This window comes from Verrucomicrobiia bacterium (assembly GCA_023953615.1).
Taxonomy (GTDB): Bacteria; Verrucomicrobiota; Verrucomicrobiia; order Limisphaerales; family JADLHS01; genus JADLHS01.
The window spans coordinates 567,858-592,141 of sequence record JAMLJH010000001.1; the positions used below are offsets into that span (position 1 = coordinate 567,858).

Genomic DNA, 24,284 nt, shown 5'->3' on the forward strand with positions numbered 1-24,284 from the left:
TACGGTTTTTGTATTTTTTTGAAAAATCGTCGCTGTCGGGCTGACTGCGGAAACACCTTATCTTAACCGCCGTCACCGCCCAGGTTGTTCATCAGGTCAATCAAAGGCAGGAACATCGCGATAACGATGCTGCCAACGATGACCGCCAGAAAAATAATCATGATCGGCTCGAGCAGCGAGGTCATGGCCGCCACGGCGTTGTCCACCTCATCATCGTAGTTATCGGCGATTTTCATCATCATTTCCGGCAACGCGCCGGTCTGCTCGCCCACGTCCACCATGGAGATCACCATCGGGGGAAAGACTCCGGAAGCTTCCAGCGGGGCGGTGATGGTTTCACCTTCCTTCACGCTCTCATGCACGGCCATCACCGCATTGGCCACAATGACGTTGCCGGACGTGTCGCGCACAATGGTCAGCGCCTGCAAGATCGGCACGCCACTGCTGACCAGAGTGCCTAACGTACGGGTGAAGCGCGAGATCGCTACTTTGCTGACAACCGGTCCTAAAACCGGCATCTTCAACTTGAACTTATCCCAGAAATGGCGGCCGATTTTCGTTTTGATCACCAGCAGGAAAATGACCACGGCACTGACAACCACGATCGCGGTGATGATCATGTTGTGGCGCACCATATCGCTGATATTCAAAACCAACTGCGTGAAAGCGGGTAAGGGGCGACCTTCGCCCAATCCGGCGAACACTTCCTTAAATTTGGGAATAACCACCACGATCAAAACCCCTAAAATCGCGACGGCCACCACCAACACCGCGACCGGGTAAAACATGGCCGCGATCACCTTGCCTTTGATTTTTTGGGCTTTTTCCTGGAATTCAGCCAGACGATTCAGCACGACTTCCAGAACACCGCCCAGTTCACCGGCTTTCACCATGTTCACGTAAAGTCGGTTGAAAATCTTGGGATGCTGCGCCAGCGCTTCTGAAAAGGTGCTGCCGCCTTCCACAGACAAGGCCAACTCACCAATGGCGTTCTTCAAGGTGCTGTTACGCTCCTGCTTTTCCAACACGCGCATGCCGCGCAACAAGGGCAAACCGGCGTCCACCAGCGTGGCCAACTGCCGGGTAAATGTGGTGAGAACCTTTGACTTAACCCCGCCGCCCAGGCCGGGAATCTTGATATTGATACTGCCCGCGCCCTTTTTCTTGCCCGAACCTTTGGCGGCGCCTTTTTTCGGCGTGCCCTTCTTTTCCTTGGTGGCGGTGACTTCGACGATTTTGGTGGGAAACAACCCCATCTCCTTGACGCGGCCAATTGCCTCATTTTGGCTGGCGACTTCAATGACCCCCTTTTGCTCCTTCCCCTTTTGATCCATCGCCACGTAGCTGAACTTGGGCATAACAAACTCCGGGTTAAGTGTATTTCACGACTTCTTCAATAGTAGTATCACCGTCAAAGATGCTGCGCAAGCCGTCCTCGCGCAAAGTTACCATGCCCAATTCGACGGCCTTCTGGCGCATGACCACCGTGGGGGCGCGCTCGGTAATCATGGAGCGGATCGTATCACCGCAGACCAATAACTCGTAAATGCCCTTTCGCCCGCGGTACCCCGTATCATTGCAGGCCGAACAGCCGCGACCATAATAGAACACTTTATCGCCGAGATCGTGCGGCGAAAGGTTCAGCATGGATAGCTGTTGGTCCGTCGGTTCAAACGGCGTCTTGCACTCCTTGCAAATGCGCCGCACCAGACGTTGCGCCAATACCGCCATCAAAGTGGAGGAAACCAGAAACGGCTCAGTCCCCATGTCCACCAATCGCGTCACTGCTCCGGGCGCGTCATTGGTGTGCAGCGTGCTCAAAACCAAGTGCCCCGTCAGCGAGGCTTGAATGGCAATCTGCGCGGTTTCCAAGTCGCGCATTTCCCCGACCATGATGATATCCGGGTCCTGCCGCAGGAAGGATCGCAAGGCCTTGCCGAAAGTCATGCCCTGGGCTTCATTGATCGCCACCTGCATGATGCCTTCGATATCGAATTCCACCGGATCCTCGGCGGTCAGCAATTTTGAATCAATCGTGTTCACCCGTCGCAAACACGAATAAAGCGTCGTCGTTTTGCCGGAGCCGGTCGGGCCGGTCACCACGAAAATGCCGTTCGGGCGTTGAATCACCTCGCCCACAAAATCCAACGTGCTTTTGGGAAATCCCAGGGAATCCAAATCCAGGCTGATCGCGGAACGATCCAGCACGCGCAACACCACGGATTCGCCGAATTGCGTTGGCAGCGTGGATACCCGCAAATCAATCTCGCGTTTCCCCAACTTGTAATTGATGCGGCCATCTTGCGGCAGGCGGCGCTCGGAAATGTTGAGGTTCGCCATGACCTTGATGCGCGACACCACCGGCAGCGCCAGATGCTTCGGTGGCGGCGACATTTCATATAACGCGCCATCCACGCGGTAACGGATGCGAAACTCGGTCTCGAACGGCTCGAAGTGAATGTCGCTCGCCCGGTCTTTCACGGCTTGCAACAACACCAGGTTTACAAATCGAACAATCGGCGCTTCGTTGGCCAGCCCCGCCACCAGATCCTCGTCGCTCTCGGCTTCCGCCGCGTTGACGACTTCCTCGGTGATTTTGTCGTCACCGCCCAATTCCTCGAGCAGCTTGCTGACATCTTCACTCGTTTCCTCGCCGTAATAATGATCGAGAGCCGTGTTGATCTCGGCGGGATCAGCCAACACCAATTGGACGTCCTTCTTCACCACAAACCCCAGCTCGTCAATTTTCGCCGGGTCCAACGGGTCCTCGAACGCCACCTGCAGGGTGCTGCCCTCCAAGGCCACCGGCACGCAGCGATACATCTTTGCGGTGTTGGCCGGCAGCGCTTCAATCACATTGCGCGGAATCTCACGGCCCTTGAGCGACACCACCTCCGCGCCGAGATGATTGGACATGGCCTGCAAAATGGAATCCGCATCCATGATTTCAAAATCCTGCAGGAGTTGAAACACGGAGGTGCCGCTACGTTTGAGTTCGGAAACGACTTCCTCGTATTGCAGATCATCCACGAGCCCCTGCTCCCGCACGAGCGCCAACAGCGGATTTGAGATTTCTTCGGCCATGACTGAAAATTATTTCTTGTCGGCGCCCACCGCCTGCGCCAATTCCAATTCCTGCAACTTCTGCTGGATCGTCACCGGATCCTGCGATTTCGTGATGACTTCGTCGCGCGAAATCATCCCGAGCTGATATTTATCCAGAAGAAAACTGTCCAGCGTCACCATGCCGTATTTGGCGCCGGTCTGGATGTCCGATTGCAGGCGGAAGGTTTTGTTGTCGCGGATCAGCGCGGAAATTGAGGGCGTGTTCACCATGACCTCAAAAACCGCCACGCGTCCCGGCTTGTCCACGCGCGGAATCAGCAATTGCGAAATCACCGCCTGCAACACCGTGGAAAGCTGGATGCGAATCGTTTCCTGCTGGTTGATCGGGAACGCGTTCACCAAGCGGTCAATCGTCTTGGCCGCACCCGTCGTGTGCAGCGTGCCGAAGACCAAGTGTCCCGTTTCCGCCGCCGTCACCGCCGCTTCAATCGTTTCCAAGTCACGCATTTCACCGACCAGAATGATGTCCGGGTCCTGGCGCAAAGCGCGCCGCAAACCTTCGGCGAAATTCGGCACGTCCACGTGGACCTCGCGTTGCGTCACCACCGCTTTTTTATGGTGGTGATAGTATTCGATCGGGTCCTCAATGGTGATGATATGCGCGTCGTCCCGCTCTTCGTTGATGATGTTGATCATCGAAGCCAGCGTGGTGGTTTTACCCGAACCCGTCGGCCCGGTCACCAACACCAAACCGCGCGGCTTGTACAGCAATTCCCGGGTGGAGGGCGGAATACCAATCTGCTCCATCGTCAGCAACTTGCTCGGAATCTGACGCAGCACGAGGCCAAAGTTGCCCTTTTCCTTGAAGGCGCTGACCCGGAATCGCGCCGCCTCGCCGAAGGCAAAACCAAAGTCCGCGCCGCCGCGCTCGCGAATTTGCTGAACGTGATCGTCCGACGTGATGCTGCGCATCAATTCCTCGGCATCTTCCGGCGTGCAGGGCGGCCCCTCCACGCGGTGCAAAATACCATGGACGCGGATGGTGGGGGGGATGCCGACGCGAATGTGAAGGTCGGATGACCCTTCGGACACCACCAACTGCAACAAATCGGACATTGAGTAAGCCATGTGCTAAAAATTCTTGGGGTTTCCTGTTTCGTTATGCGCCGTCGTCAATTTTCGTCACCCACGGTTGCGCGAATGACCTCATCCGGCGTCGTCATACCCGCCAACACCTTGCGGATTCCGTCTTCCCGCAAAGTCCGCATGCCCATCTCGCGCGCACGGGACCGCAACACCGCCGTCGGCACCTTGTCGTAAATCAACTTGCGCGCCTCATCATCAATCACAAAAATTTCAAAAATTCCCATTCGTCCGCGGCATCCCGTCCCGGAACAATTGTCACATCCTTTTCCTTTGCGGAACGTCGCGCTGGCGGCCGCCGTCGCGTCAATATCCAACGCCTTCAACTCGTTATCCGGCGGCGTCCAGGGTGCGCCACATTTCTTGCAGACTTTTCGCACCAGCCGCTGGGCCATCAGGGCACGGGTCGAGGAAGCCACCAGGAAGGGTTTGACGCCGATGTCAATCAAACGGGTCACCGCGCCGGGCGCGTCATTCGTGTGCAAAGTCGAGAACACCAGGTGACCGGTCAGCGACGCGTTGATGGCAATGGACGCGGTTTCCAGGTCGCGAATTTCCCCAATCATGATGATGTTGGGCGCCTGGCGCAGAATCGAGCGCAACGCGGCGGAGAAAGTCAAACCCACGAGTTCACTCACCTGCACTTGATTAATACCCGCCAGCACATATTCCACCGGGTCTTCCACCGTGATGATTTTGCGGTCGGGACGATTGATGAAATGCAGACAGGAATAGAGCGTGGTGGTTTTTCCCGAGCCGGTCGGTCCCGTGACCAAAAATAATCCGTCCGGCAGACTGATCAATTTCTCGATCAACTGCTGGTCGTCCGCCAGGTAACCCAGCTCGGCCAGTCCAACGCGCAACCCTTCCTTGTCCAAAATACGCATCACGATGGATTCGCCGTGCTGCGTGGGCAGACAGGAAACGCGCAAGTCAATCAACTTGCCGCCGCCCACCGTGGTTTGAATACGGCCGTCTTGCGGAATGCGATGTTCCGCAATGGACATGTTGGATTGAATCTTGAGGCGCGCAATGATGGCGGGTTGCAGCCGCTTGGGCGGACTTTTTACCTCATGCATCATGCCGTCAATTCGCAGCCGCAACCGGAACCGTTTGGCGAGCGGCTCCAAGTGAATATCCGACGCGCGCATCTTGAAGGCGTCAATGATGATTTGATTCACCAACTTGATCAACGGCGCGTCGCCGTCCGCCGTGGCGGCATTTCCGGCGGACGTAATGTCCTCCATCGGCGCGGCAATCTCCACTTCGCCACGAGTGATCTCCTGAATCATCGTGTCCAATGCCGTATCCCCCCGCCCGCCGTAATACTTGCTCAACGCCGCTTCAATATCCGCGTCGGAAGCCACCTGCACCACGATGTCCGCGTGCAATAAATGGCTTAACGTGTCAATCGTGGCGATATCTGAAGGGTCCGCCAAGGCCACGGTCAGGGTGTTCTCATGTTTGAACACCGGAATGACGCGGTACTTTTTGGCAATGTCGCGACGCACCGCTGCGATCACGTCATCCTCGATCTGCATCGCAGCCAGATTGACGACCTCCGCGCCGAAGTGCGCGGCTTTCGCTTGAGTGACGTCCTCCGGGCGAACTATCTGGTTGGCGACCATCAGGTCCACCACGCCCACGCCGGACGCCTCCGCTTCCTGGCGGGCTTGCGCCACCTGATCTGGGGTCACGAACCCCAAATCCACCAGCATATCAATCAAATAATCGTCTTTCTCAGCCACAAAATAGTTTGGCGTTCCACGAGGTTCACACGTGAAAGCGGCTGGCAGATTAGTCTTGGCCGCCTTGTGGTGTCAAACCTAGAGCCAGATTCGCCCCGGAAATCTTTAGCCTTAACCACAACGCATCGCGCATCTCAAAATCCAGGTTTGAATCCAGGGGTCAACCGATCAGGCGCACAACCAATAAAATCGAGGACGCACCCACCAACCAGAACGGCCAAGTTGGCCGTTTTATCCAGCCTCAAAATGTCACCGCCGACCCCGGCGGTAGTCGTTGGCCCCTCTGCAGACGACATCAGGCGCTGATAAGCAAATCGGGAGAGACGACTTCCATGTCGTCCCTGACTAATCAAGGACACGGTGGAACGCGCCCCTCCCAAGAAAAATAAAACTTGGCCGTTCCACCCAGGCCTTCAGCCCAACCAAGAAGGTTGCACGCCGGACATTCTCTGTTAAAACTGATGCTCATGAATGCGATGGATACACTGACAATCGCATTGTTGACGCTGCCGGTGCTGATGCTCCTCGGCGGCTGGGGCGTGTTTTTGTTCGGGCGACGCCAGCGGCAACGACGCGAACAAGCGGAAGCGCGATTGCGCGCGAAATGGGAACATTCCGTACAACAACTCGGACGCTTCGCTTTTCTGCCGTATCACCCGATTCAAACCCGCCGCCCGCCGCGTTGGCTGGCAGTTCGCACCCGTGATCCCTATCAGGTCCAACTCGCGTTGGGCTTGCGCAACCCGCAGGCTCGCTCCTGGTCAAACCGCGTTTTCTCCGAGGAAAAACTGTTCATCGCCCCGCCCTTCAACGGTTGGGTGCTGGTGTTCGGCACGGGCTTGCCCATCCCGGATGACGACGTGGACGCCTGCTTTCGGTTTCTGCTCCGCCTCGGACGCCAACTGGGGCAGGTGCAATTTTTCCAAGCCGATCCCGTGCTGCAACACCACGCCTGGGTGCAGGTGGAGTTTGGGCGGATTCGCCGGGCCTACGCGTGGGCGGGCAACACGCTCTGGAATCAAGGCGTGAAAACCGACGCCGAGATTGAGCTGGGAATGAATTGCTTCGCGTACGGTGACGACTCGCAAAGCGACGACTGGGCGATGGCCGATCACCTCGTCGCCAATGTGGAAAAAGTTCCGCAACTGGCCCGGCGTTGGAGTTTGGACCCGGCGGATTTGGACGGACGATTGTTGCAGCAAAAACCGGGTATCGCCGGAGACGCCGCGCGGATTTGAGCCAACGGGCAATTCCCACGAGCCATTTCTCCCGTTCACGGCGACTTTTTTCCGCGCCAACCCGCTCGATGGTTGTCCTTCAAAGGAAACTTGCCTCCCGGATTTTGTCCTCACATAATTCGGCAATGATTACCGTCGAGGAACTGTTGGCTGACCCTCCCAAACTACATAGCTTTCAACCTTCGCCCATGACTCCTTCCGGCATGTTTAAGCCGGGGGAATTGATCAATCGCTGGAAACTTTCCGACGAGGAACTGCTGTTCATTGGCCGGACGATTGGGCCTGGCGCCAAAACATTGGAAACGGGCGCCGGCTGCAGCACCGTCCTCTTCGCCCTGCGCGGCGCGCATCACACGGCAATCGCTCCCGACCAAGCCCTGACGGAACGCATCCTGGCCTTCTGCTCCTCCAAAGGCATTTCGACCTCACACTTGAAATTCATCGTGGCGCCCTCGGAACAGGCGCTGCCCCAGATCACCGAAGGAGACCTGGATTTGGTCCTGATTGATGGACGGCACGGTTTTCCGCAACCTTTCCTGGATTGGTACTACGTGGCGGGACTTCTGAAAATAGGCGGTTATGTGGTTATAGACGACCTGCATATCTGGACGTGCGAAACGCTGATGAACCTGCTGCTGGCCGAGCCGGATTGGAAATTGGTGCATGAATCGCTCGGAGGTTGCGTTTTCCAGAAACTGGGAAACAGCACGCACAATAATGACTATGATCACCAGCCTTACGTCATGAAAAATAGCCGTCAATTTTCCCTGCGAGCCAAGGGTCGGTATTTACTGAACCTGCTACGACGCGGCAACTACCGACTGTTCACCGCCACCCTGAAGCTGGGAATACAGTCCGCGCTCATGGGCAAATTCGGCGAACGGCCAAAAGGACGGCGCTAACCTTTCACCATCGCCTCTGAACTCAGGGCGAGTAGATAGCCGCGAAGAACATGTGAGCGCCGGCAGGGAGGCGCACGAACATTCCCCACTGTCTGCTCATCCGGTCGCTCAGCCACGATCCTTCCTGTTTCTTTTGATTTGAGTCAGCGCAACGCGCTACTTGCTGGGGAATACCTCTGCAAGAAAACGCGGTCATGGGTTGGGGAGCGCACCCTTCCCGCTCGTAGTTCCGGCTTCAGCCGGCCGCAACGCAGTCACTCGGTAATGCGCTGCCTTGCGCTTCGCCCCCGCCTGAAGGCGGGACTACAAACTTTGCCCTTCTCGCTCGTAGTTCCGGCTTCAGCCGGCAGCAACGCGGTCACTCGGTAATGCGCTTCCTTGTGCTTCGCCCCCGCCTGAAGGCGGGACTACAAACTTTGCCCTCCTCGCTCGTAGTCGAAGGCCGGATTACGAGCGAATGGCGAATCGATAGAAAAATGATCCGCGATTTAAGGTTGCATTGATTTTCGGGTCGTGCTCTCCTCGCAGTATTCGCCATGAACGCCAGCTTGCACGATGACGATTTCAGCAGCACCGCCTGCTTGGTGACTGCGGGTGAAGACGCCGCCGAAAACCTGTGTGCATGCACTCAGTGAGCACGATATGAAGCCCGCGCAGAAAAACATGGTGAAGCGACTCTGGCTGTTGGCGTGGGCGCTGTATGTTGTGTGCGTCTCCTTCCTGTTGGTTTTGAAGTTTGCGACAACGCTGATGGAGAAGACTTCTACAGCGGAGATTTTTACAGGACCTGCAATCACTCTCGCCTCAACGTTCGTGATTTGGATTGCAGTTAGGACAGTGCTACGCCGAATTTCCAAATACGAATAATGATTGACGCAACGAGATGGGACAGCGCAGCGCAAACCGGCTGTCCCGCACAAATGGTGTAAGGAATCTGGCTCGTCTCAGACGGGCTGCGGAATGAAAGGTCGCCCGCGCCTGCCGCACCGCTTCGGTGCGCTGCATTTGCGTTGTGGAGTACACTTGACGGAATTCACCAGCGGGCGTAAAACGGGGCACAACAAACAATGATCATCACCGCGAAATACGCCAACCACGCGAAAACTGGGACGGGAACAACAGCTTTCCCGGCTGCCACTTCTTTTCGCGTATTTCGGGTGGTTCGCGGTTCATCCGTTGGTTGGCATGGCTACAACGCCGGGTATGGCAACTGGAGCACGCACAACTACTACCATGGTTGCAGACCAATGAGGTCCGGTATATCTATGACGGCATGACGGTGGTGCAGGAACGGAATGCCACCCTGAAGCTGGGAATACAGTCCGCACTCATGGGCAAATTCGGCGAACGGCCAAAAGGACGACGCTGACCTTCTTCCACCGTCGCCTCTGAACTCAGCGGCGAGTAGATAGCCGGAGCTTAACGGGCGCGAGCCCGATAAAACGCACCGGTCACCGGGACTGACAAGTTAGTGTAGGTGGCCGTCCCAACCTCATTGAGATTGACGATGGCGAGGTTATTCCATGGGCCAGAGGGCGTGGTGGCACGTTCCAACTGGTAGGAAACGGTTGGCATTCCTGACAAAGCCAACACCCGACTGCCACCTTGGGCGGTCAACCCGATAAACTGGTTGGAAGTTTCGAAGCAAAAGATCGTGTCAACGGTGTTGCCATAAAATTTTCCGTCTTGTGCGAGAATTACTCCTCCCACGGGATGACGCCCAGAAATGTAACTTCCTAGCAACGCCGGGGTGGCTCCTGCTCCATTGGTAGAAAATCTAAATACACCGGTTCCGCTGGTGCCATAAAGTGCCCCGTCCGGCCCGACAGTCATTGGCCCGGCGGGATAGCTAGGACGGTAGAATCCCGAGGTTGCGACTACTTGAACACTGCCATTGGTCAACACGCGAAATAAAGTGCCGTATTGGCTGGCTGGTTTGTTAAAAACTGTGCCGTATAAGTTTCCATCAGAATGTTGGACCAGCGTTCCCTGGCTGCCTCCGCCGAGCGTACTAGGATTGAATGCGGATAACACAGAGAACACTCCGTTGCTTGTCACACGAAACACTGTTCCAGACGATGACGTGCCGCCCGCTGCCGTTGTTCCATAAAAACATCCGTCTTTTGCACACATTAATCCCGCGCGAGGGAATGCACCCTTGGTATAGTAATCGAACGTAGCCAGGGCAACGATTTTAGCGTTGGTGCCCATGCGAAATATGGTGCCAAATCCCGCGCCACCAGATTCCGCAGTGCCATAAATATTACCGGACACATCCAAAACTAGAGGGCCACTCGGATTTGCCCCATTGGTATTGTCGAAATAAGCCAGCGGTGTGATTGATCCGTTGGTGTTGACACGAAAAAGGGAGCCAAAACCAAACGCACCACCTTTACTCGCTGCGCCATACAGAAATCCGTCCGGCCCGGGCACCAGCGATGACAGCGGCCCCCTGCCAGTAGAGAGTTGCAACGGAATGGAACGGAGTAACTCTCCATTTGTCGAAAGGCAGAACACCGTGCCCACGCCGTTGCTGCCGCCATACGATGTCGTGCCCCAAAGTGTGCCGTCGCTAAGTTGAGTTAAACCACCTCCGAGCGTTTGCCCTCCGGTCGGCCTGAATGAAGCAAGCGTAGTAAAGTCGCCGCCGGTCGTAAGACGAAAGGCTAGCCCGGCGAACGCTTCCCCTCCGCCCGCAGTCGTTCCGTAAAGCACTCCGCCGCCGCCAAGGGTTAAGTCGGAAATCGGGCCAGCTCCGTTCGTCTCCCAGAACGTGACCAGAGTCGTCACAACGCCATTGGTCGTCGCCCGGAAAATGGTTCCACGTGAACCACTGGCTCCGCTTAATTGCGCCGCGCCGTAGAGGAAGCCTGATGGATCCTGAACCAATCCCGTTTGCGGATAATAGCCATTGGCGTTCACTGCCATGTCGAAACTGTAAATAGTCGTCAAGATGCCATTTGTGGTGCAGCGGAAGATGGTGCCCACACCATTCTTACCACCGAAATACGAGGTGCCATAGAGCATGCCATCGGCACCATGGACCAACGCTCCCATGGGCTGACCGTTCGTCGTGCCGAGCGCCGCCACCACTGCGATGCTTCCATTGGTGGTCGCGCGGAAGATCGTTCCATAACCGATGCTGCCCCCCGATGCCATCGTGCCATAGAAAGCCCCATCGGGACCTTCCGTCAGTTCCCCATTCGCCAAACCGCCGTGCTCTGGACTGAACGCAACGAAGTTGGTGAAGTCTCCGGCAATAGTGACACGGTAGCATCCGGCAGTTTCATAACGAGTGCATCCATAGATCGCGCCGTCCTTCCCCAAGCCGATTCCATCCGGTCGGCTGCCGTAGTAAGGCGCGTTTGTCCCCGTGAAAGACACGAGCGTACTTAATTCGCCGTTGGTGGTGACACGAAAAATAGTTCCCAACCCTTCAGCGCCTCCCTCCAAGGTTGTGCCATACAATGCTCCGTCCGATCCCAATAGCATCCGGCCCGACGGCTTTGCCCCATTGGTCGTGGCAAAAGACACCAATGGAACCACCACGCCATTGCTCCCCAGCCGGAATACGAAACCTTGATTGTACTCGCCCGTTCCGGAACAGGTTCCATACAAGTCGCCATCCCCCGCAACCGTCAACCCAGATGGTCCGGGATAAGCAGGAGGAAACTGGTAGAGTTCCGTAAAGGAATAACCGCGCGCTTGCTCAGGAGTCAGCCAGCCCACAATGACCAACAGCAAGCACGATAACCAACGCAGCCAATTCTGAATTCGCTGGTAGTGCAAGGGACTCACACCGGAACCTCTACCTGTCTTTATCTAGAAAGGCAACATGCAATTGACTCCATGTGTATCACCGTAAACGGGCCACCCATTAAGACAGCAGGGCAACAGACAAAAGTCGCCTATCACGGTTTTTCTTCGTTTATACATCGGATCACTTTCCGCTTACCGCTTTGGAGTGACGGCGCCAATTCCGTCTTTTCAGTGGAAACCGACCGTGGCTCAATTTCGTGACCGCGAATTTACGGCTGGGACGCGGGGTCATCGGCGACCGTGGGATTCCCGGATTCCGGCGCGTAGGCCACGAGCATGATGTTGGAATCGTTGCCGGCATGGGCGCGCTGTTCCCAGCGGACAAATCCCGCGCGCGCCAGCATCGCCTCAATTTCCGACCGGCTCTGAAAATGCAATCCTTCACCGGAACGGGTCAGTCCCCAACGGGTGGCGAACCGCTCCCACCGCAGCACCTTGCGGTGGCCGGCGGATGTGGCGCGGGCGCCGTCGCGCAGGACCAACCGCCCGCCGGGCGCCAGCGCCCGGCGCACTTTGTTGAGGATGAGTTGCTGTTTCGACGGCGGCCAGTAGTGCAGCACATCCAATAGCAACGCGACCTCGGCCGCGGGCAATTCCGCGGTCAACAGATCGCCACAGGTAAATTCGACGCGCGGATTTTCCGCCGCGCTGCGTTGGGCCACGCGGATTTTTGCCTCGTCGTAATCCAATCCCCAAAACGTTCGCGTGTCCGTGAACGCCGCCAGCCAATGACTGGCCAGGCCGTAGCCACAACCCAGGTCCAGCACCCGCGACCGCCGCGGCACCACGGCGTCCAGTTGCGCAAAGAACGGATCGAGTTTCATTTTCCATTTCGCGAACTGCTCCACGTAGGCGCCTTGATAGCGGTACAGGCGGGCCACTTTGCGGCGCACCACCGGCGGGGTGTTGAGGGCGTCCAGTTGTTCCTGTAATGCGGCGCGCATCAGCGCTTCGCAATGTTTCATCAACGCCACCACGCCCTGGCGATAATCGAAATTCTGCGGGGTGATCCGCGGCAGCGCGCGCACGGTGGCGTGATACGGCTCGAACCAGTAGGCGTCCCGGGGCATGGCTTCATTCGAACCGCAAATGACGATGGGTAAAAGGTCCTGTCGCAATTCCACCGCCAGCTCAAACGCGCCGCGCCGGAAGCGTTGCGCGTAACCATCAACGGACCGGGTGCCTTCCGGATAGAAATGCACCGAGGCGCCGGTGGCCAGCGTGTCGCGGCAGCGTTGCAAGGTGGTGGCGGGATCATTCGGTTCAACCATGATGTGCCCGAGGATTTTGCAACCAATCCCGAGCATGGGCGCGTCAAACACCCGTTTCTTCGCCGTTTGCCGCACGTCGCCGGGCAGGCTCACCATCAACATCACGTCCACGGCGGATTGGTGGTTGCTGATGACGATGCCGGGTTTGGCGAAAGTGGCGGAGTTGAGGTTTTGAAATTCCAATTTACCGAACGGCATGCCCTTCACCACGCCGCGCGCCATCCAGCGGGTGGCGCGGCGCAACCGATCCTTGGCGTTACGAGGCGAAACGAGGTTCAGCAACGGGCGCAGGACGTAATACAAAAACACCTGACTGCCACCCAGATGAATCAACACCCACAGCGTTCCCAGCACATGCCACCACCGCGGCGCACCGCGTGGCTGCGGTTTATAGAGCAACAATTCCACGCAGGCGGGCGTGATCACCAGGGTCGCCAGAAACGTGCTGGCCATGCCGAGCAGCACCGTCGTGCCCATGGAGAACAGCACCGGATGTTGCGCCAGGATCAACACCGCGAAACCGCAAATGGTGGTGCCCACGGAGATCAACACCGAAGCGCTGGTCGGCGCAATGCGCGGCGGATGCCCGCGCCAGACATCCAGTTTGCTCGTCGCCAGAAACACGCTGTAATCCTCGCCCATGCCGATGACGAAAATGACGAAGACACAGTTCATCACGTTGATCGGCAAACCGAAGAGACCCATCAACCCGAGGGTCCAAAGCAAACCAAAACCAATCGGCAACAGCGTGACCACCACCAGTTCGATGGACGCCAGCGAGAGATACACAATCAAACCAACCGCCACGGCCGTCCACAGCACAAAAAAGCCCAGCCCGTCCCGCGCCAGATCCGCGATGTGATCCGTGAACGCCTTTTGATCCACCAAAATAAATTCCGGCAACGCGGCCTGTAATGTCGCCGCCTGCGACCGGTCGCTCAACTTAACCAGGGTGCTGATGGCGGTGTCGTTCGTCCCCACGGCGACTCGTTCCGCCATGACCGCCTCCAACGGCGTGTCTTTGAAATAGTCCAACGTCAACCAGGCCGGTCGCTCGGTGACGATTTTCCAGAACGGCGCGAAGGCCTCCGGTTGAAAACCCAGTTCCCCACTGATGCGGTTCAAGTCGGCGCGCAGTTCACGCTGACGTTCCGGGGTCCAGAACTGCTGCCACCGCCGCAGGTTTTCCTCCTGCGTGGCGGGGGCGGGGCAAATGGCCGCCAGCGAATAGATATTGGTGACGGCGCTTTGCTGCGCCAGCAGGCCGGCGAGTTGATCGTTCCGCGCCAGCGCGGCGGCGGGCGTTGCTCCCCGCGCAATCAGCAACGACATGCTGAGAGCGTCGCCCCAGGTTTCGCTGATGAGCTGGTCATCGGCGCGCGTGGCTGGCGTGATGCCGTTGAGCTTGGCGAGATCGCCCTCGAACCGCAGCCGTTGCAGCCCCAGCCCGGCCAGCGCCGTGAGCGCCACCAACAGCCCCACCGACCATAACCGGTGCCGTTTCTGCCAGCCGTGAAAGGCTTCCATCCAGTTGGTGAAACGCAACGGTCGCAGCGCGGCGGTGTCCCGCTTCGGCAACGGCACCAACAAGGTCAGCACCGTCAAGGCAAACGCCGCTGACATCAATACGCCCGTCGCGCCAAAAATTCCGAGTTGGCGATAACCGGACATGGGCGAAACGGCCAGCACGATAAACGCCGCAATAATGGTGAACGCGCCAATGAAGGTGGGCAGCAGCAGGCGACTTAAAATTTTGGCGGCGGAAGCGCGGTCGGTGGCGGCGTTGTCCAGGTGATAGACCACGTAAATGCCGTAATCCACGGTGATGCCAATCGCCATGCTGGCGAACCCTGTGGCGATGGCGGAAACGTGATCATCGGTCAGCGCCAGCACCGCGCCCGCAATGGCCGTTCCGAACAGCGACGGCAGAAACGTCACCGTGGCCAGCCAACGACGCCGGTAGGCGGTGAAGCACAAAATGAACATCGCGGACACGGCCAGCGTGAGGCAGCGCATCGCATCCCGACGCAGCAACGTCGCGTTGTCCAGCGCCATTCGGTGACCGCCGGTGATGGCCACATGCACTCCGGGAAATTCCGCCTCCACCGCGCGGACCACCCGCGATATTTCCTGCATCAACCCCGCGCTCAAACGGGAATCCGACGAACCGAAATTCGGTTCCACCACCATCAACACATGCCGGCCATCACCGCTGGTGATGCGGCCATCCACAATTTGCGCGCCGCCAAAACCCGCCTGCAAGGGCAGCGCCTTGGCCGCCATCAATGGCGTGAATCCGATCGGGTCCGCGGCCACCACATTTTTCAACACCATGCCTTCCGGCCCCGCCAGTTTTTGCCGCATGCTGGTCAGATGTTCGCGGATGGATGCCGGCGCCAATTTATCGGTCAACGCGGCGGCATCGGCTTCCGTGAACAGATTTGGAAACGCGCCGGTCAAAAATCCAACCACCTTCCCCAGGCCGCCGGAATTGATTTGATAAGTGATGCGCGTGAAGTTTTGGTTCGTCGCCAGCAATGCGAAAACTTCATCCGCCGCCGCGCCCAGTGATTCGGGATCACCGTGCGAGATCCCGATGTCGAGATAGAGCCGGTCAATCTGCCGGAACTTGCGCAGGGCGTAACGGTAGTCATCCACTTGCGCGTCATTGCCGGGCAGCAGGTCCAGAATGTCCTCCTGCAATTGGACGCGCGAGGAAATCACGAGCGCCGTCACCATCAACAACGCGGCCACCGCCAGCACTCCGCGACGATGTGCGGTCAGCCAGAAATACAAGCGGGCGTAGAGGCGATCGGTCATCGTTTTCGGATCAATTGCGCCACGGCATAAGTGCAGGCCGCGCCCACGACCGCCACGCCCACGGCCAACGCGAAGCTTCCCACCACCCACTCCCACAGATGCTCCCGCGCGGTCGCCCACCAGCTCGAGTCGGAGAGCGCGGTGAAGTCAGCGGCAAACCCGTGCCCATGCAGCAGCCAGGCGCCGGTGTGCAGCGAGCCATAAACCAAAAACGGAATCAGCGGAGGAAACGAGATGTTGCTCGCCACCACCACCACGGCCTTGTTCAAGCGCAACCGATGCGCGGTCCACAACGCCAGCAACAAATGCAGTCCCCACAACGGCGTCAGCCCAAAAAACAAACCCACGCCGACCGAGCCCGCCATCCGGCCCGGTTCGTGCGCGTTGTCGGTGAAAAATTCCCTCACCACCCGACGGAAGCCCTGCTTCTCGCCGCGCGACCACGCCGCGCGCAACGGCAACGGCACAAACCACGCCTGCAACACCAGCAGGATGTTGCGATTGGTGATGTGAACGAAATCGCGCACGGGGCGGAAATGCGAGCGACCGGTCAAATGGGGCGCATACGTGCATTGCACCGGCACGGGGAGAATCGTCGTGCCCACCCACGCGGCGCGCACGAGGAATTCCAGTTCATACGCGTAGCGATCCGAGCGAATCTTCAATTGCTTCACGAGCGCCAGCGGATACGCGCGAAATCCGCATTGCGTGTCGCGCAGGCGCAACCCCGTTTCGACGCGATACCAAAAACTGGCGATGGCGTTGGAACGCTGCCGGTGGCGGGGACAACCGGCTGCCGGCAAATCGCGCACGCCCAGGTGCAACGCTGCGGGTTGAGCCTGCATGGCGGCCAAAAATTTCGGCAAATCCGTCACAAAATGCTGCCCGTCCGCGTCCATCGTGATGACGTGGGTGTAACCCAGCTCCAGCGCGCGACGGAAGCCCGCGCGCAACGCCGCCGCTTTGCCGCCGTTCGCTCCCAAACGCAACACCTCGCAACCGGGCAACTCCGGCAGCGGTTCCGTCGAGCCGTCATCCACCACGATGACCGGCAGCACGGCCACCGCCGCCAGCGCCACCGGGCCGACCGTGGCGGAATGGTTGTAGCACGGAATGACGACGCAGGGTTTCATCGCTGATCCACGAATACCCGTCGCTTCCGCGCGCCCGGCGGTTGTTGCAACGCCATGATTTCATCGCGCGTCACCTGGCGGATGTGCGGCGTGATTCGGGTTTGCGCCTTGAACGCCTCCTCCAGTTCCCGCACCGCCACCGCGCCCTGCACCAGCACCTCGATGCGATCCGACAAATCACTTTCCCGGTGCGCCACCACCACAAAGGTTTCCACGCCCGCCGTCTGTTCCAACACCGCCGTCAACGTGGCGGGATACAGCGAGACGCCTTTGACTTTGAGTTTGTGCTGGCGACGACCAACAATCGGCCCGAGCCGCGGCGTGGTGCGTCCGCACGCGCAAGGCCCGCGAAACAACGCCGCGCAATCGCCGGTGCGATAGCGCAACAACGGCATGGCCTCGACACCAAACGTGGTGGCCACCACTTCCCCCACTTCGCCCTCGGGAACGGGTTGCCCGGCCTCATCCAAAATTTCCAGGTGCAACTGTTGATCGTGCAGATGTCCGCCCTGCCCGACTTCACATTCACAAAGCGAATTGGCCAGCTCGGTGATGCCGTAGGTGGAATACACCTTCGCGTTCCACGCGGCTTCGAGGCTCGCGCCCGAGCGGTTCAACTGAAAATCCGGATCGCGAATCGGTTCCCCAATGCAGATCAATTTACGCACGGAGGCGGCCCGCAAATCCAACCCCTGCTCCCGCGCTTTCTCGGCCACCAGACGCAGGAACGACGGCACGCCGACAATCGCCGTTGGTTGCGCGCGCCGCAGCATTTCCAACACAAGCAACGGCGAACCGGCCCCGGTGCGCACGATGCCAGCACCGATTTCGCGCAGCCCCAGCCAATACGCCAAACCCGCCATGAAACAACGGTCCAGCGCCACCGCAATCAACACGGTGTCGCGCGCGGTCAGCCCGGCGCAGCCGAAGGAGAGTTGTTCATTGATCGCCAGACGTTGCAGATCGGCGGTGGTGAGCTGCCAGAGCAACGGTTGGCCGGTCGTCCCGCTCGTGGTCACGGTCTCGACAATGCGCTCCGGGGCGACGCACAGAAAATCTGCGTTACGCTCGGACAGCGTTTGTTTGTCGAGCCGGGGCACGGAAGCGAACGCGGGCACGGTTTGGTGACGCGCCAACAGCTCGCGGTAATAGGGCGAGTGTTCCTTCACGTAATGGAACGTCTCGGCCCAAAGTTGATCGAATGTTTTGCTCACTTAAACCGGGTCGAAGTTAGAGAATCCACCGCCAAAACTCCAGCCGCCGCGCCAGTCGCCAACCCCAGCCCCATCACCCGCGCGCTGGCGATGGCGTCGGCATCGGCGCTCAGACATTTGCCCGCCATGAACAGATTTTCAAACCGCGCCGCGCGCAGGCAACGCCGCGGAATCTCGTAATGCGTGTGCGGCGGCAAATAACGGAACCGCGCCGCTTGCCCTTCCGGCCATTGCTCAATCGGCCACGCGCCTCGCGCCGCCGCATCTGCAAATTTGCGCCCGCCCAGTACATCCGCACCGGTCAGCACATACGCCCCGATGATCATCCGTCCCGCGCGCGCCGTGACGGTGATCTCCGCTGGAACGGTTTCGCACGGTTCAAAACCCGGAACGTTCGCGCGCAAAAACGCAAGCAACGCCGGCACTTGTTCCGCAGAGCCGGCAAACTTGGCGGTGAATTCTCCGGGCGCAAAACCTGGTTGCAAATGCAGCGCGGGAAAGCGCGCGCGCGCCAGCGGCAAAAGCACTTGCGCCATGTCCGCCACCGAACTAAAAACGCGCCGCACTTTTTTTAGCGGAAAAATTATGGCGGCTGCCTGGGTGCGCGCGTCAGTGGCCAGCGTTTCCGCACCGACCGCTTGCGCCACCGCCGCCACACCACTGCAATCAATCACCGCGCCGACGCGCACGCCGTTGAGCTGCGTAATGCGATTCCCTGCGCAGACAACCTCGGTGACCGAACGATTCCATTCGGCACGCAGATTGGGAGTGTTGGTGGTAAGCTGCGACGCCAGTTCACGAAACCGGGTCGGACGATACGGCAACACCCAGACTCGTCCTTGGCGCTGCGACACACCCGGATGCGGAGTCGCCAGGTCGCGGGTGGATGACGCGCGAGCTGGCGCCGCTTCGTTGGTCTCCGCCAAAGCCTCGGCAAATTCGCGGACAAAACCGTCGTTCAAAAACTTTCCGTCCTCGTCATACAAGCCGCACAGCGTCGTGAGACCGCTGAACCCACCCGTGCCGCCGGGAGCAGGTCGCGCATCCAGCAACAGGGTTTGCGCACCGGTGCGCGCCGCGCTCACCGCCGCCGCCAGACCGGAAGCGCCAGCGCCCACCACCGCGATGTCCACATCAGGGTTCATGGATCAAGCAGGCGCTGTCGCAATTGCGCCGCAAACGCCTGCGCTTCGGCGGCGGAAAAATGGGTGGTGAGGTGAAACACCGTTACGCGCATCGCCCCCTGGAAATAGTAAAAAATCGCGCCCAGACCCGGCGAGGGAGTCGTTGCGCCCACATGCACAAAGTCGGTGATGGTGGCGTTGAAAAACGTGGTGAGAAGCGGCGTGACGTTGGCGGTGTCGCCGTAAAAGAACGAGCAAATTTCCCCTTTCAAACCGTGCTGCTTCAAAATGTAAAGATACAGCGGCAACGGCAGGCCCCGGGACAACTCGGTGATGGCCGTGCCCGCTTCGACGCGGCGCGCGCGCCAGGCCTGCGCGAGTTGCGTTTTGAGCGTGGCCACTGCCGTGGCGGTGGTGGCCAGTTGTTCCGGCAGCAACTGCACCATCAACATCGCGATCTGATTGCTGAACAACGGTTCGGTCGTGCCCTTGGGACGCAGACTGACTGGAATCGGCAAAATGTAACTCGGCGACGGCCGTCCGATCCGGTCGTGCAAACGGTGCAATTCAATGGCGGCCACCGCCGCGTGAAATTGGGCGTCGCCCAGTGCCCCGCATAACCTCGTGCCGTTGGCGCGAATCCGCGCCGTTTCCGCCGCCGAGAAGCGTTCGACGTGAAAGCGCTGCGTCCGCGGCGCCTCCGGGAAACGCACGCCCACCGTGCGCGGGGCGGCTTTGCAGAACTCCGTCAACTGTTGCACGTTTTGGCGTGCCAACAACAAGCGCTCTTTCAGCGGCGGTCGGCGGCGCGCGGGGGGCGGCGTCAACGCCGGCAACGGCACCGTCTCGTTGCCCACCACGGCAAGAAAGTGTTCGGCGCTGAGCGCATCCATCAACGCGTGCGTCCAGGTGAAAACCACTTCCATGCGCCCCTCCGGCGTGGCGATCAAATCGAAACGGAACAACTCGCCATCGCGCAGACGCAAGGGTTCGTCACTCAATTTTTCAATCAGACCGGATTGCGCGGCATGTACCCGCACGGCGCGGGCCAACAAGCCGGTATCCAGCGAGGTCCAACGGGTTTTGAACCAACCCCCCGGGCGGGCGCATAAAATGGGGTGGCGCTGCGCCAGCAACTTGAGGCGCGCTTGCAACATGGCGGCATCAAGCGGGCGATCCAACGTCAGCACGATTTCACAGGAGTTGCCCGCGTAACCTTGCCGCCGCAGTTCGTGATCGAACCCGAGCATCAGGTAATCGGCGCCGTTGAGGGACAGGTCAGCGGACATTGAGCAGACGCGCGAGGGTGGCGGCCAGGGCGCGGACGTTTTGCAAGGCTTCCGTGGTGATCTCGGTTTCCGGAATCCAAAATCCGTAATCGGTTTCGATGAACACGAGCAGACGCACGAGCGACATGGAATCGAAGCCCGCCGCGACGAGATCCAGTTCCGGCGTCACCGCCACGTCGGGCGCGAACACTTCCCGTTGCAGGAAGTCCAGCAGTTTGGCTTCAATTTCGGTTGGGCTGATCATTCAGGCCGCCGGAGCGGCGCGGCGAATCTTGCCAGTGACCGGCGTGCGGGGCAAGGCGGCGACGACGTGAAAACGCATCGGGATTTTGTACGCCGCCAGATGCGCGCGGCAATGGCGCAACACCGAGTTCACTTCCAACGCGCCGCTTTTCGGAACGAGTTCCGCCTCGACCACTTCGCCGAGATGCGGGTGTTGCCGCCCAAACACGCGCGATTCGCTCACGTCCGGGTGTTGGTTCAACACGGCTTCAATTTCTTCGGGAAACACCTTGCGTCCCGCCAGATTGATGACGGCGGTTTTGCGCGAGAGCAATTGCAGATAGCCCTCCGCATCCCTTCGCCCCAAATCTCCGGTGGCAAACCAACCGTCCGTCAAGAACTGAGCCTGACCCATCCACGGGGCCACGTAGGCGTCGCAGATTCCGGGACCGCGCACCCGCAGTTCGCCGCAGCCGTCCGCATCCGGCTGGTGGAGTTGAATTTCAAATGCTCCCGCCGCGCGACCAACCGAATTCCAACGTCCGCGCGGGTCCTCCAGATTGATGGCCACCAATCCCAGTTCAATCACCCCGAGCGCCTGAACGAGCGGACGATTGAACCGCTTCCAAAAATCCTGGGCGACGCTTTCCGGCAACGCGCAGGTGGTGGAAACCGCGAGACGTACCGTCGGCAGTGGCGTGGTGGAAGCGTCCCGCGCAAGGATGGCGTAATGAAACGGCGCCGCGTACAGCAACGTGCCGCGCCAGCGATTGGTGGTCGCGAGAAAGGACTGCGCGAGCACCTGGCGCACCAGCACGATGGTCGCGCCGGCTTCGATGTAGAGCACGATGGTGATCAGGAAATGATGCGCCATCGGCAAACACCAAATCACCGTGTCATCCGCCGTGACGCGGAACGCCTGGTTCGCCGAGGCGATCCGCGCGCGGAGGGTGGTGTGTGATAACGCCACGCCCTTGCGGACGTTAGTGGTGCCGGAGGTGAAACGGATGAAAGCCAGATCCAGCCCGTGATTATCCGGGAGCGTGTCCGGCGTCAGGGGCGTGAAAAAAATGTCCGCGGCCAGCGACACGCTGTCGGCCCGGGGATCGGACGTGATCCAACCCTGCAATTGCATGGCGGCGATGATTTCCCGCGCTTCATCTTCCGAACCTTCCGCCGGCACGGGCACCACCACTGCGCCACACCGCCAAAGCGCATAGGTCAACGCCACGTAATGAACACTGTTCGCGAACGTCAGCCCGATGCGTTGGCCCGCCTCGACCCCGCTTTTTTGCAGCGCTCCAGCCAGCGCTTCGGTCCGTCGCAACAATTCGCCGTAAGTGACCGGCACGTCCGCTTCGATTATCGCCACGTGCTCCGGTCGTTCGCGCGCCGTCCGGGCGAGCGAGTGAAACAGATTGGCGTCAGAATTCATGGTGGCGTTATCCCCGGGCGAACGATGATTCTACTTTGCTTGCCAAACGACTTGGCCATCCACCACGGTGAGCGCCACTTTGACCTGATCGAGCGTGGCTGGATCAACCGCGTGAATGTCCCGATCCAACATCACCACGTCCGCCAGTTTGCCGGGCGTGAAGCTGCCCTTCACGTGTTCCTGAAATTCCGCGTAAGCCGAGCCGACGGTGTACGCGTAAAGCGCTTCGTCGAGCGTGATTTTTTGTTCCGAAATCCAGCCCTCCGGATGCCGTCCATCCAACGTCTGGCGCGTGACGGCAGCTTTGATCCCAGGCAACGGATTCAAGGGCGCAACGGTCCAATCCGTTCCGAACGCAAGCACCGCCCCGGCATCCAACAGCGAGCGGAAGGCGTAGGTGCTTTTCGCCCGCTCGGGGCCAATTCGCTTTTCGCACCAGCGCCCGTCATCGGCGCAATGAATCGGTTGCACCGAAGCGATCACCTTTTGCCGACCAAACCGCGGCACGTCCTGCGGGCGCAAGTGCTGCGCGTGTTCAATGCGGAAGCGCCGGTCGGCCGGGCCATTCTCCCGCACGACCTGTTCATACAAGTCCAGAATCGCGGCATTTGCCCGGTCGCCGATGGCGTGAATGATGATCTGCAACCCGGCGCGATCAGCGGCCAGCGCGCGCTTTAGCATGATGCCCTCGGGAAACATTTGATCGAACCACAGACCGCTGGTTTCCGGGGCGTCGGTGTACGGCTCAAAAAACAGCGCGGTGGTCGAACCGAGACTGCCATCGGAAAAACCTTTCAGCCCGCCAATCCGCAACCACGGATTGCCAAACGCCCGACGCACCCCGATTTGCCCCAGCGCCTCCCACGCAACAATCGAACGCACCGCATAAATGCGCGTCTTCAACTCGCCGCGTTCCAGCAGATATTGATACAACCCGACATCTTCCCCGGCGGACAAATCCTGCACGCTCGTCACTCCAAGTGACGCCGCGTGTTCGGTGGCGGCTCGAAAAGCGGCCAACTTTTCTTCGCGCGTGGATGGCGGAATGATTTTTTCCACCAGTTCCATCGCCGCGTCTTTCAAGATGCCGGTCGGTTCGCCTTGGGCATCACGCACAATCATCCCGCCGGGCATGTCCTGGGTGGAGCGCGTGATTCCGGCCAATTGCAGGGCGCGACTGTTGGCGAGCGCCATATGTCCGTCCAAACGGCAAACGAACACCGGATGCTCCGGCGTGGCGGCGTCAATCATCTGCCGCGTGGGCAGTTGCGCGCCGGGGAAATTCTCGTGATCCCAGCGGCCGCCCAGAATCCAACGCCCGGCCGGAATCTTTCGGGCAAAATCTCCCAACCGCCGCGCCAGTTCCTCCGGCGTCCGCGCGTCGCGCAGGTTCACACCCATGAGGGAAAATCCGCCCATGAGCCAGTGCGCGTGCGCGTCGTTAAATCCCGGCAGGACGGTACGCCGCTGCGCGTCAATCACCCGCGTTCCTTTGCCCGCCAGTGCGAGCAACTCCGCGTTCGTTCCGATCGCCAGGATGCGATTGCCCGCGATGGCGATGGCTTCCGTGCGCGGCTGCGTGCGGTCCATGGTGTGTACGGCGGCATTGTGAATGATCAGACTCGGAGCGAGCGCGACCGGAACGGCGGATGCGGTAGAATGTAACATGATGATGACAAGCCGGGACAACGGAGCCGGCAATTTTACAAGCCGACCAACGGCCAGCCTTCAGCCCGAGATGATGCGGCGCAGCGCGCCCGGACGCCAGAAAAAGAGAAACCGGACGAGTGGAAGCGGCGCCCTTCGATCGCTGTGCCGCAGTTTCTCCTCCGCCTCGCGTTCCGCTTTCCGAAATTGGCC

At 59.4% G+C, this 24,284-nt stretch carries 15 protein-coding genes; 2 read left to right on the forward strand and 13 right to left on the reverse strand.

The genetic code is table 11. From position 1 onward, the window contains the following. Positions 1-62: 62 nt before the first annotated feature. The 4 genes from M9920_02185 to tadA are packed head-to-tail and all read right to left on the reverse strand — an operon-like array spanning position 63 to position 5,957. Positions 63-1,358: a type II secretion system F family protein gene (locus M9920_02185; protein MCO5051096.1), complete on the reverse strand. Its 1,296-nt coding sequence runs from the start codon at positions 1,356-1,358 to the stop codon at positions 63-65. A gap of 13 nt (positions 1,359-1,371) precedes the next feature. After that, a complete protein-coding gene (gene gspE, locus M9920_02190; protein MCO5051097.1) occupies positions 1,372-3,084 on the reverse strand; it encodes a type II secretion system ATPase GspE in 1,713 nt (570 codons plus the stop codon). Between the two features lie 9 nt (positions 3,085-3,093). Next, positions 3,094-4,194, reverse strand: a complete 1,101-nt coding sequence (locus M9920_02195; protein MCO5051098.1) for a type IV pilus twitching motility protein PilT — start codon at positions 4,192-4,194, stop codon at positions 3,094-3,096. 44 nt (positions 4,195-4,238) lie between these two features. Then, complete coding sequence (gene tadA / locus M9920_02200) at positions 4,239-5,957, reverse strand: Flp pilus assembly complex ATPase component TadA (protein MCO5051099.1); 1,719 nt, start codon at positions 5,955-5,957, stop codon at positions 4,239-4,241. 467 nt (positions 5,958-6,424) lie between these two features. Between tadA and M9920_02205 the strand changes: the two genes are divergently transcribed. Continuing rightward, complete coding sequence (locus tag M9920_02205) at positions 6,425-7,195, forward strand: hypothetical protein (GenBank protein ID MCO5051100.1); 771 nt, start codon at positions 6,425-6,427, stop codon at positions 7,193-7,195. A 125-nt stretch (positions 7,196-7,320) separates the two neighbouring features. After that, positions 7,321-8,097, forward strand: coding sequence for a class I SAM-dependent methyltransferase (locus M9920_02210; GenBank protein ID MCO5051101.1), 777 nt, complete (start codon positions 7,321-7,323; stop codon positions 8,095-8,097). 1,419 nt (positions 8,098-9,516) lie between these two features. Here M9920_02210 and M9920_02215 read toward each other — a convergent pair. From M9920_02215 to M9920_02255, 9 genes are all read right to left on the reverse strand, one after another. After that, the gene (locus tag M9920_02215) at positions 9,517-11,886 is read right to left on the reverse strand and encodes a hypothetical protein (GenBank protein MCO5051102.1); all 2,370 of its coding nucleotides are present in this window, start codon (positions 11,884-11,886) and stop codon (positions 9,517-9,519) included. Between the two features lie 239 nt (positions 11,887-12,125). After that, positions 12,126-16,007 (reverse strand): 1-acyl-sn-glycerol-3-phosphate acyltransferase, encoded by a 3,882-nt coding sequence (locus M9920_02220; protein ID MCO5051103.1) that lies wholly within the window; start codon positions 16,005-16,007, stop codon positions 12,126-12,128. Beyond that, entirely contained in the window at positions 16,004-17,140 is a 1,137-nt protein-coding gene (locus tag M9920_02225; protein MCO5051104.1) for a DUF2062 domain-containing protein, read from the reverse strand. Before M9920_02225 ends, M9920_02220 begins: the two co-directional genes overlap by 4 nt. Then, positions 17,137-18,354, reverse strand: a complete 1,218-nt coding sequence (locus tag M9920_02230) for an AMP-binding protein (GenBank protein ID MCO5051105.1) — start codon at positions 18,352-18,354, stop codon at positions 17,137-17,139. The genes M9920_02225 and M9920_02230 overlap by 4 nt, the downstream gene beginning before the upstream one ends. Continuing rightward, positions 18,351-19,499 carry an FAD-dependent oxidoreductase gene (locus M9920_02235; protein ID MCO5051106.1) on the reverse strand — a complete coding sequence of 383 codons (1,149 nt, stop codon included), beginning with the start codon at positions 19,497-19,499 and terminating at the stop codon, positions 18,351-18,353. Before M9920_02235 ends, M9920_02230 begins: the two co-directional genes overlap by 4 nt. Then, a complete protein-coding gene (locus M9920_02240; GenBank protein MCO5051107.1) occupies positions 19,496-20,767 on the reverse strand; it encodes a hypothetical protein in 1,272 nt (423 codons plus the stop codon). Before M9920_02240 ends, M9920_02235 begins: the two co-directional genes overlap by 4 nt. Further along, complete coding sequence (locus M9920_02245) at positions 20,757-21,011, reverse strand: phosphopantetheine-binding protein (GenBank protein MCO5051108.1); 255 nt, start codon at positions 21,009-21,011, stop codon at positions 20,757-20,759. The genes M9920_02240 and M9920_02245 overlap by 11 nt, the downstream gene beginning before the upstream one ends. Beyond that, positions 21,012-22,424 carry an AMP-binding protein gene (locus tag M9920_02250; GenBank protein ID MCO5051109.1) on the reverse strand — a complete coding sequence of 471 codons (1,413 nt, stop codon included), beginning with the start codon at positions 22,422-22,424 and terminating at the stop codon, positions 21,012-21,014. It abuts the gene before it with no gap. 30 nt (positions 22,425-22,454) lie between these two features. Continuing rightward, positions 22,455-24,092, reverse strand: coding sequence for an amidohydrolase (locus M9920_02255; GenBank protein MCO5051110.1), 1,638 nt, complete (start codon positions 24,090-24,092; stop codon positions 22,455-22,457). Positions 24,093-24,284: the final 192 nt, after the last annotated feature.

Excerpts from the sequence above, each read along its gene's own strand:
- M9920_02185 (MCO5051096.1), bottom strand. The coding sequence starts at position 1,358 with ATGCCCAAGTTCAGCTACGTGGCGATGGATCAAAAGGGGAAGGAGCAA.
- M9920_02205 (MCO5051100.1), top strand. The coding sequence starts at position 6,425 with ATGAATGCGATGGATACACTGACAATCGCATTGTTGACGCTGCCGGTG.
- M9920_02220 (MCO5051103.1), bottom strand. The coding sequence starts at position 16,007 with ATGACCGATCGCCTCTACGCCCGCTTGTATTTCTGGCTGACCGCACAT.
- gspE (MCO5051097.1), bottom strand. The coding sequence starts at position 3,084 with ATGGCCGAAGAAATCTCAAATCCGCTGTTGGCGCTCGTGCGGGAGCAG.
- M9920_02250 (MCO5051109.1), bottom strand. The coding sequence starts at position 22,424 with ATGAATTCTGACGCCAATCTGTTTCACTCGCTCGCCCGGACGGCGCGC.
- M9920_02225 (MCO5051104.1), bottom strand. The coding sequence starts at position 17,140 with ATGAAACCCTGCGTCGTCATTCCGTGCTACAACCATTCCGCCACGGTC.
- M9920_02245 (MCO5051108.1), bottom strand. The coding sequence starts at position 21,011 with ATGATCAGCCCAACCGAAATTGAAGCCAAACTGCTGGACTTCCTGCAA.
- M9920_02255 (MCO5051110.1), bottom strand. The coding sequence starts at position 24,092 with ATGTTACATTCTACCGCATCCGCCGTTCCGGTCGCGCTCGCTCCGAGT.
- M9920_02240 (MCO5051107.1), bottom strand. The coding sequence starts at position 20,767 with ATGTCCGCTGACCTGTCCCTCAACGGCGCCGATTACCTGATGCTCGGG.
- M9920_02195 (MCO5051098.1), bottom strand. The coding sequence starts at position 4,194 with ATGGCTTACTCAATGTCCGATTTGTTGCAGTTGGTGGTGTCCGAAGGG.
- M9920_02210 (MCO5051101.1), top strand. The coding sequence starts at position 7,321 with ATGATTACCGTCGAGGAACTGTTGGCTGACCCTCCCAAACTACATAGC.
- M9920_02235 (MCO5051106.1), bottom strand. The coding sequence starts at position 19,499 with ATGAACCCTGATGTGGACATCGCGGTGGTGGGCGCTGGCGCTTCCGGT.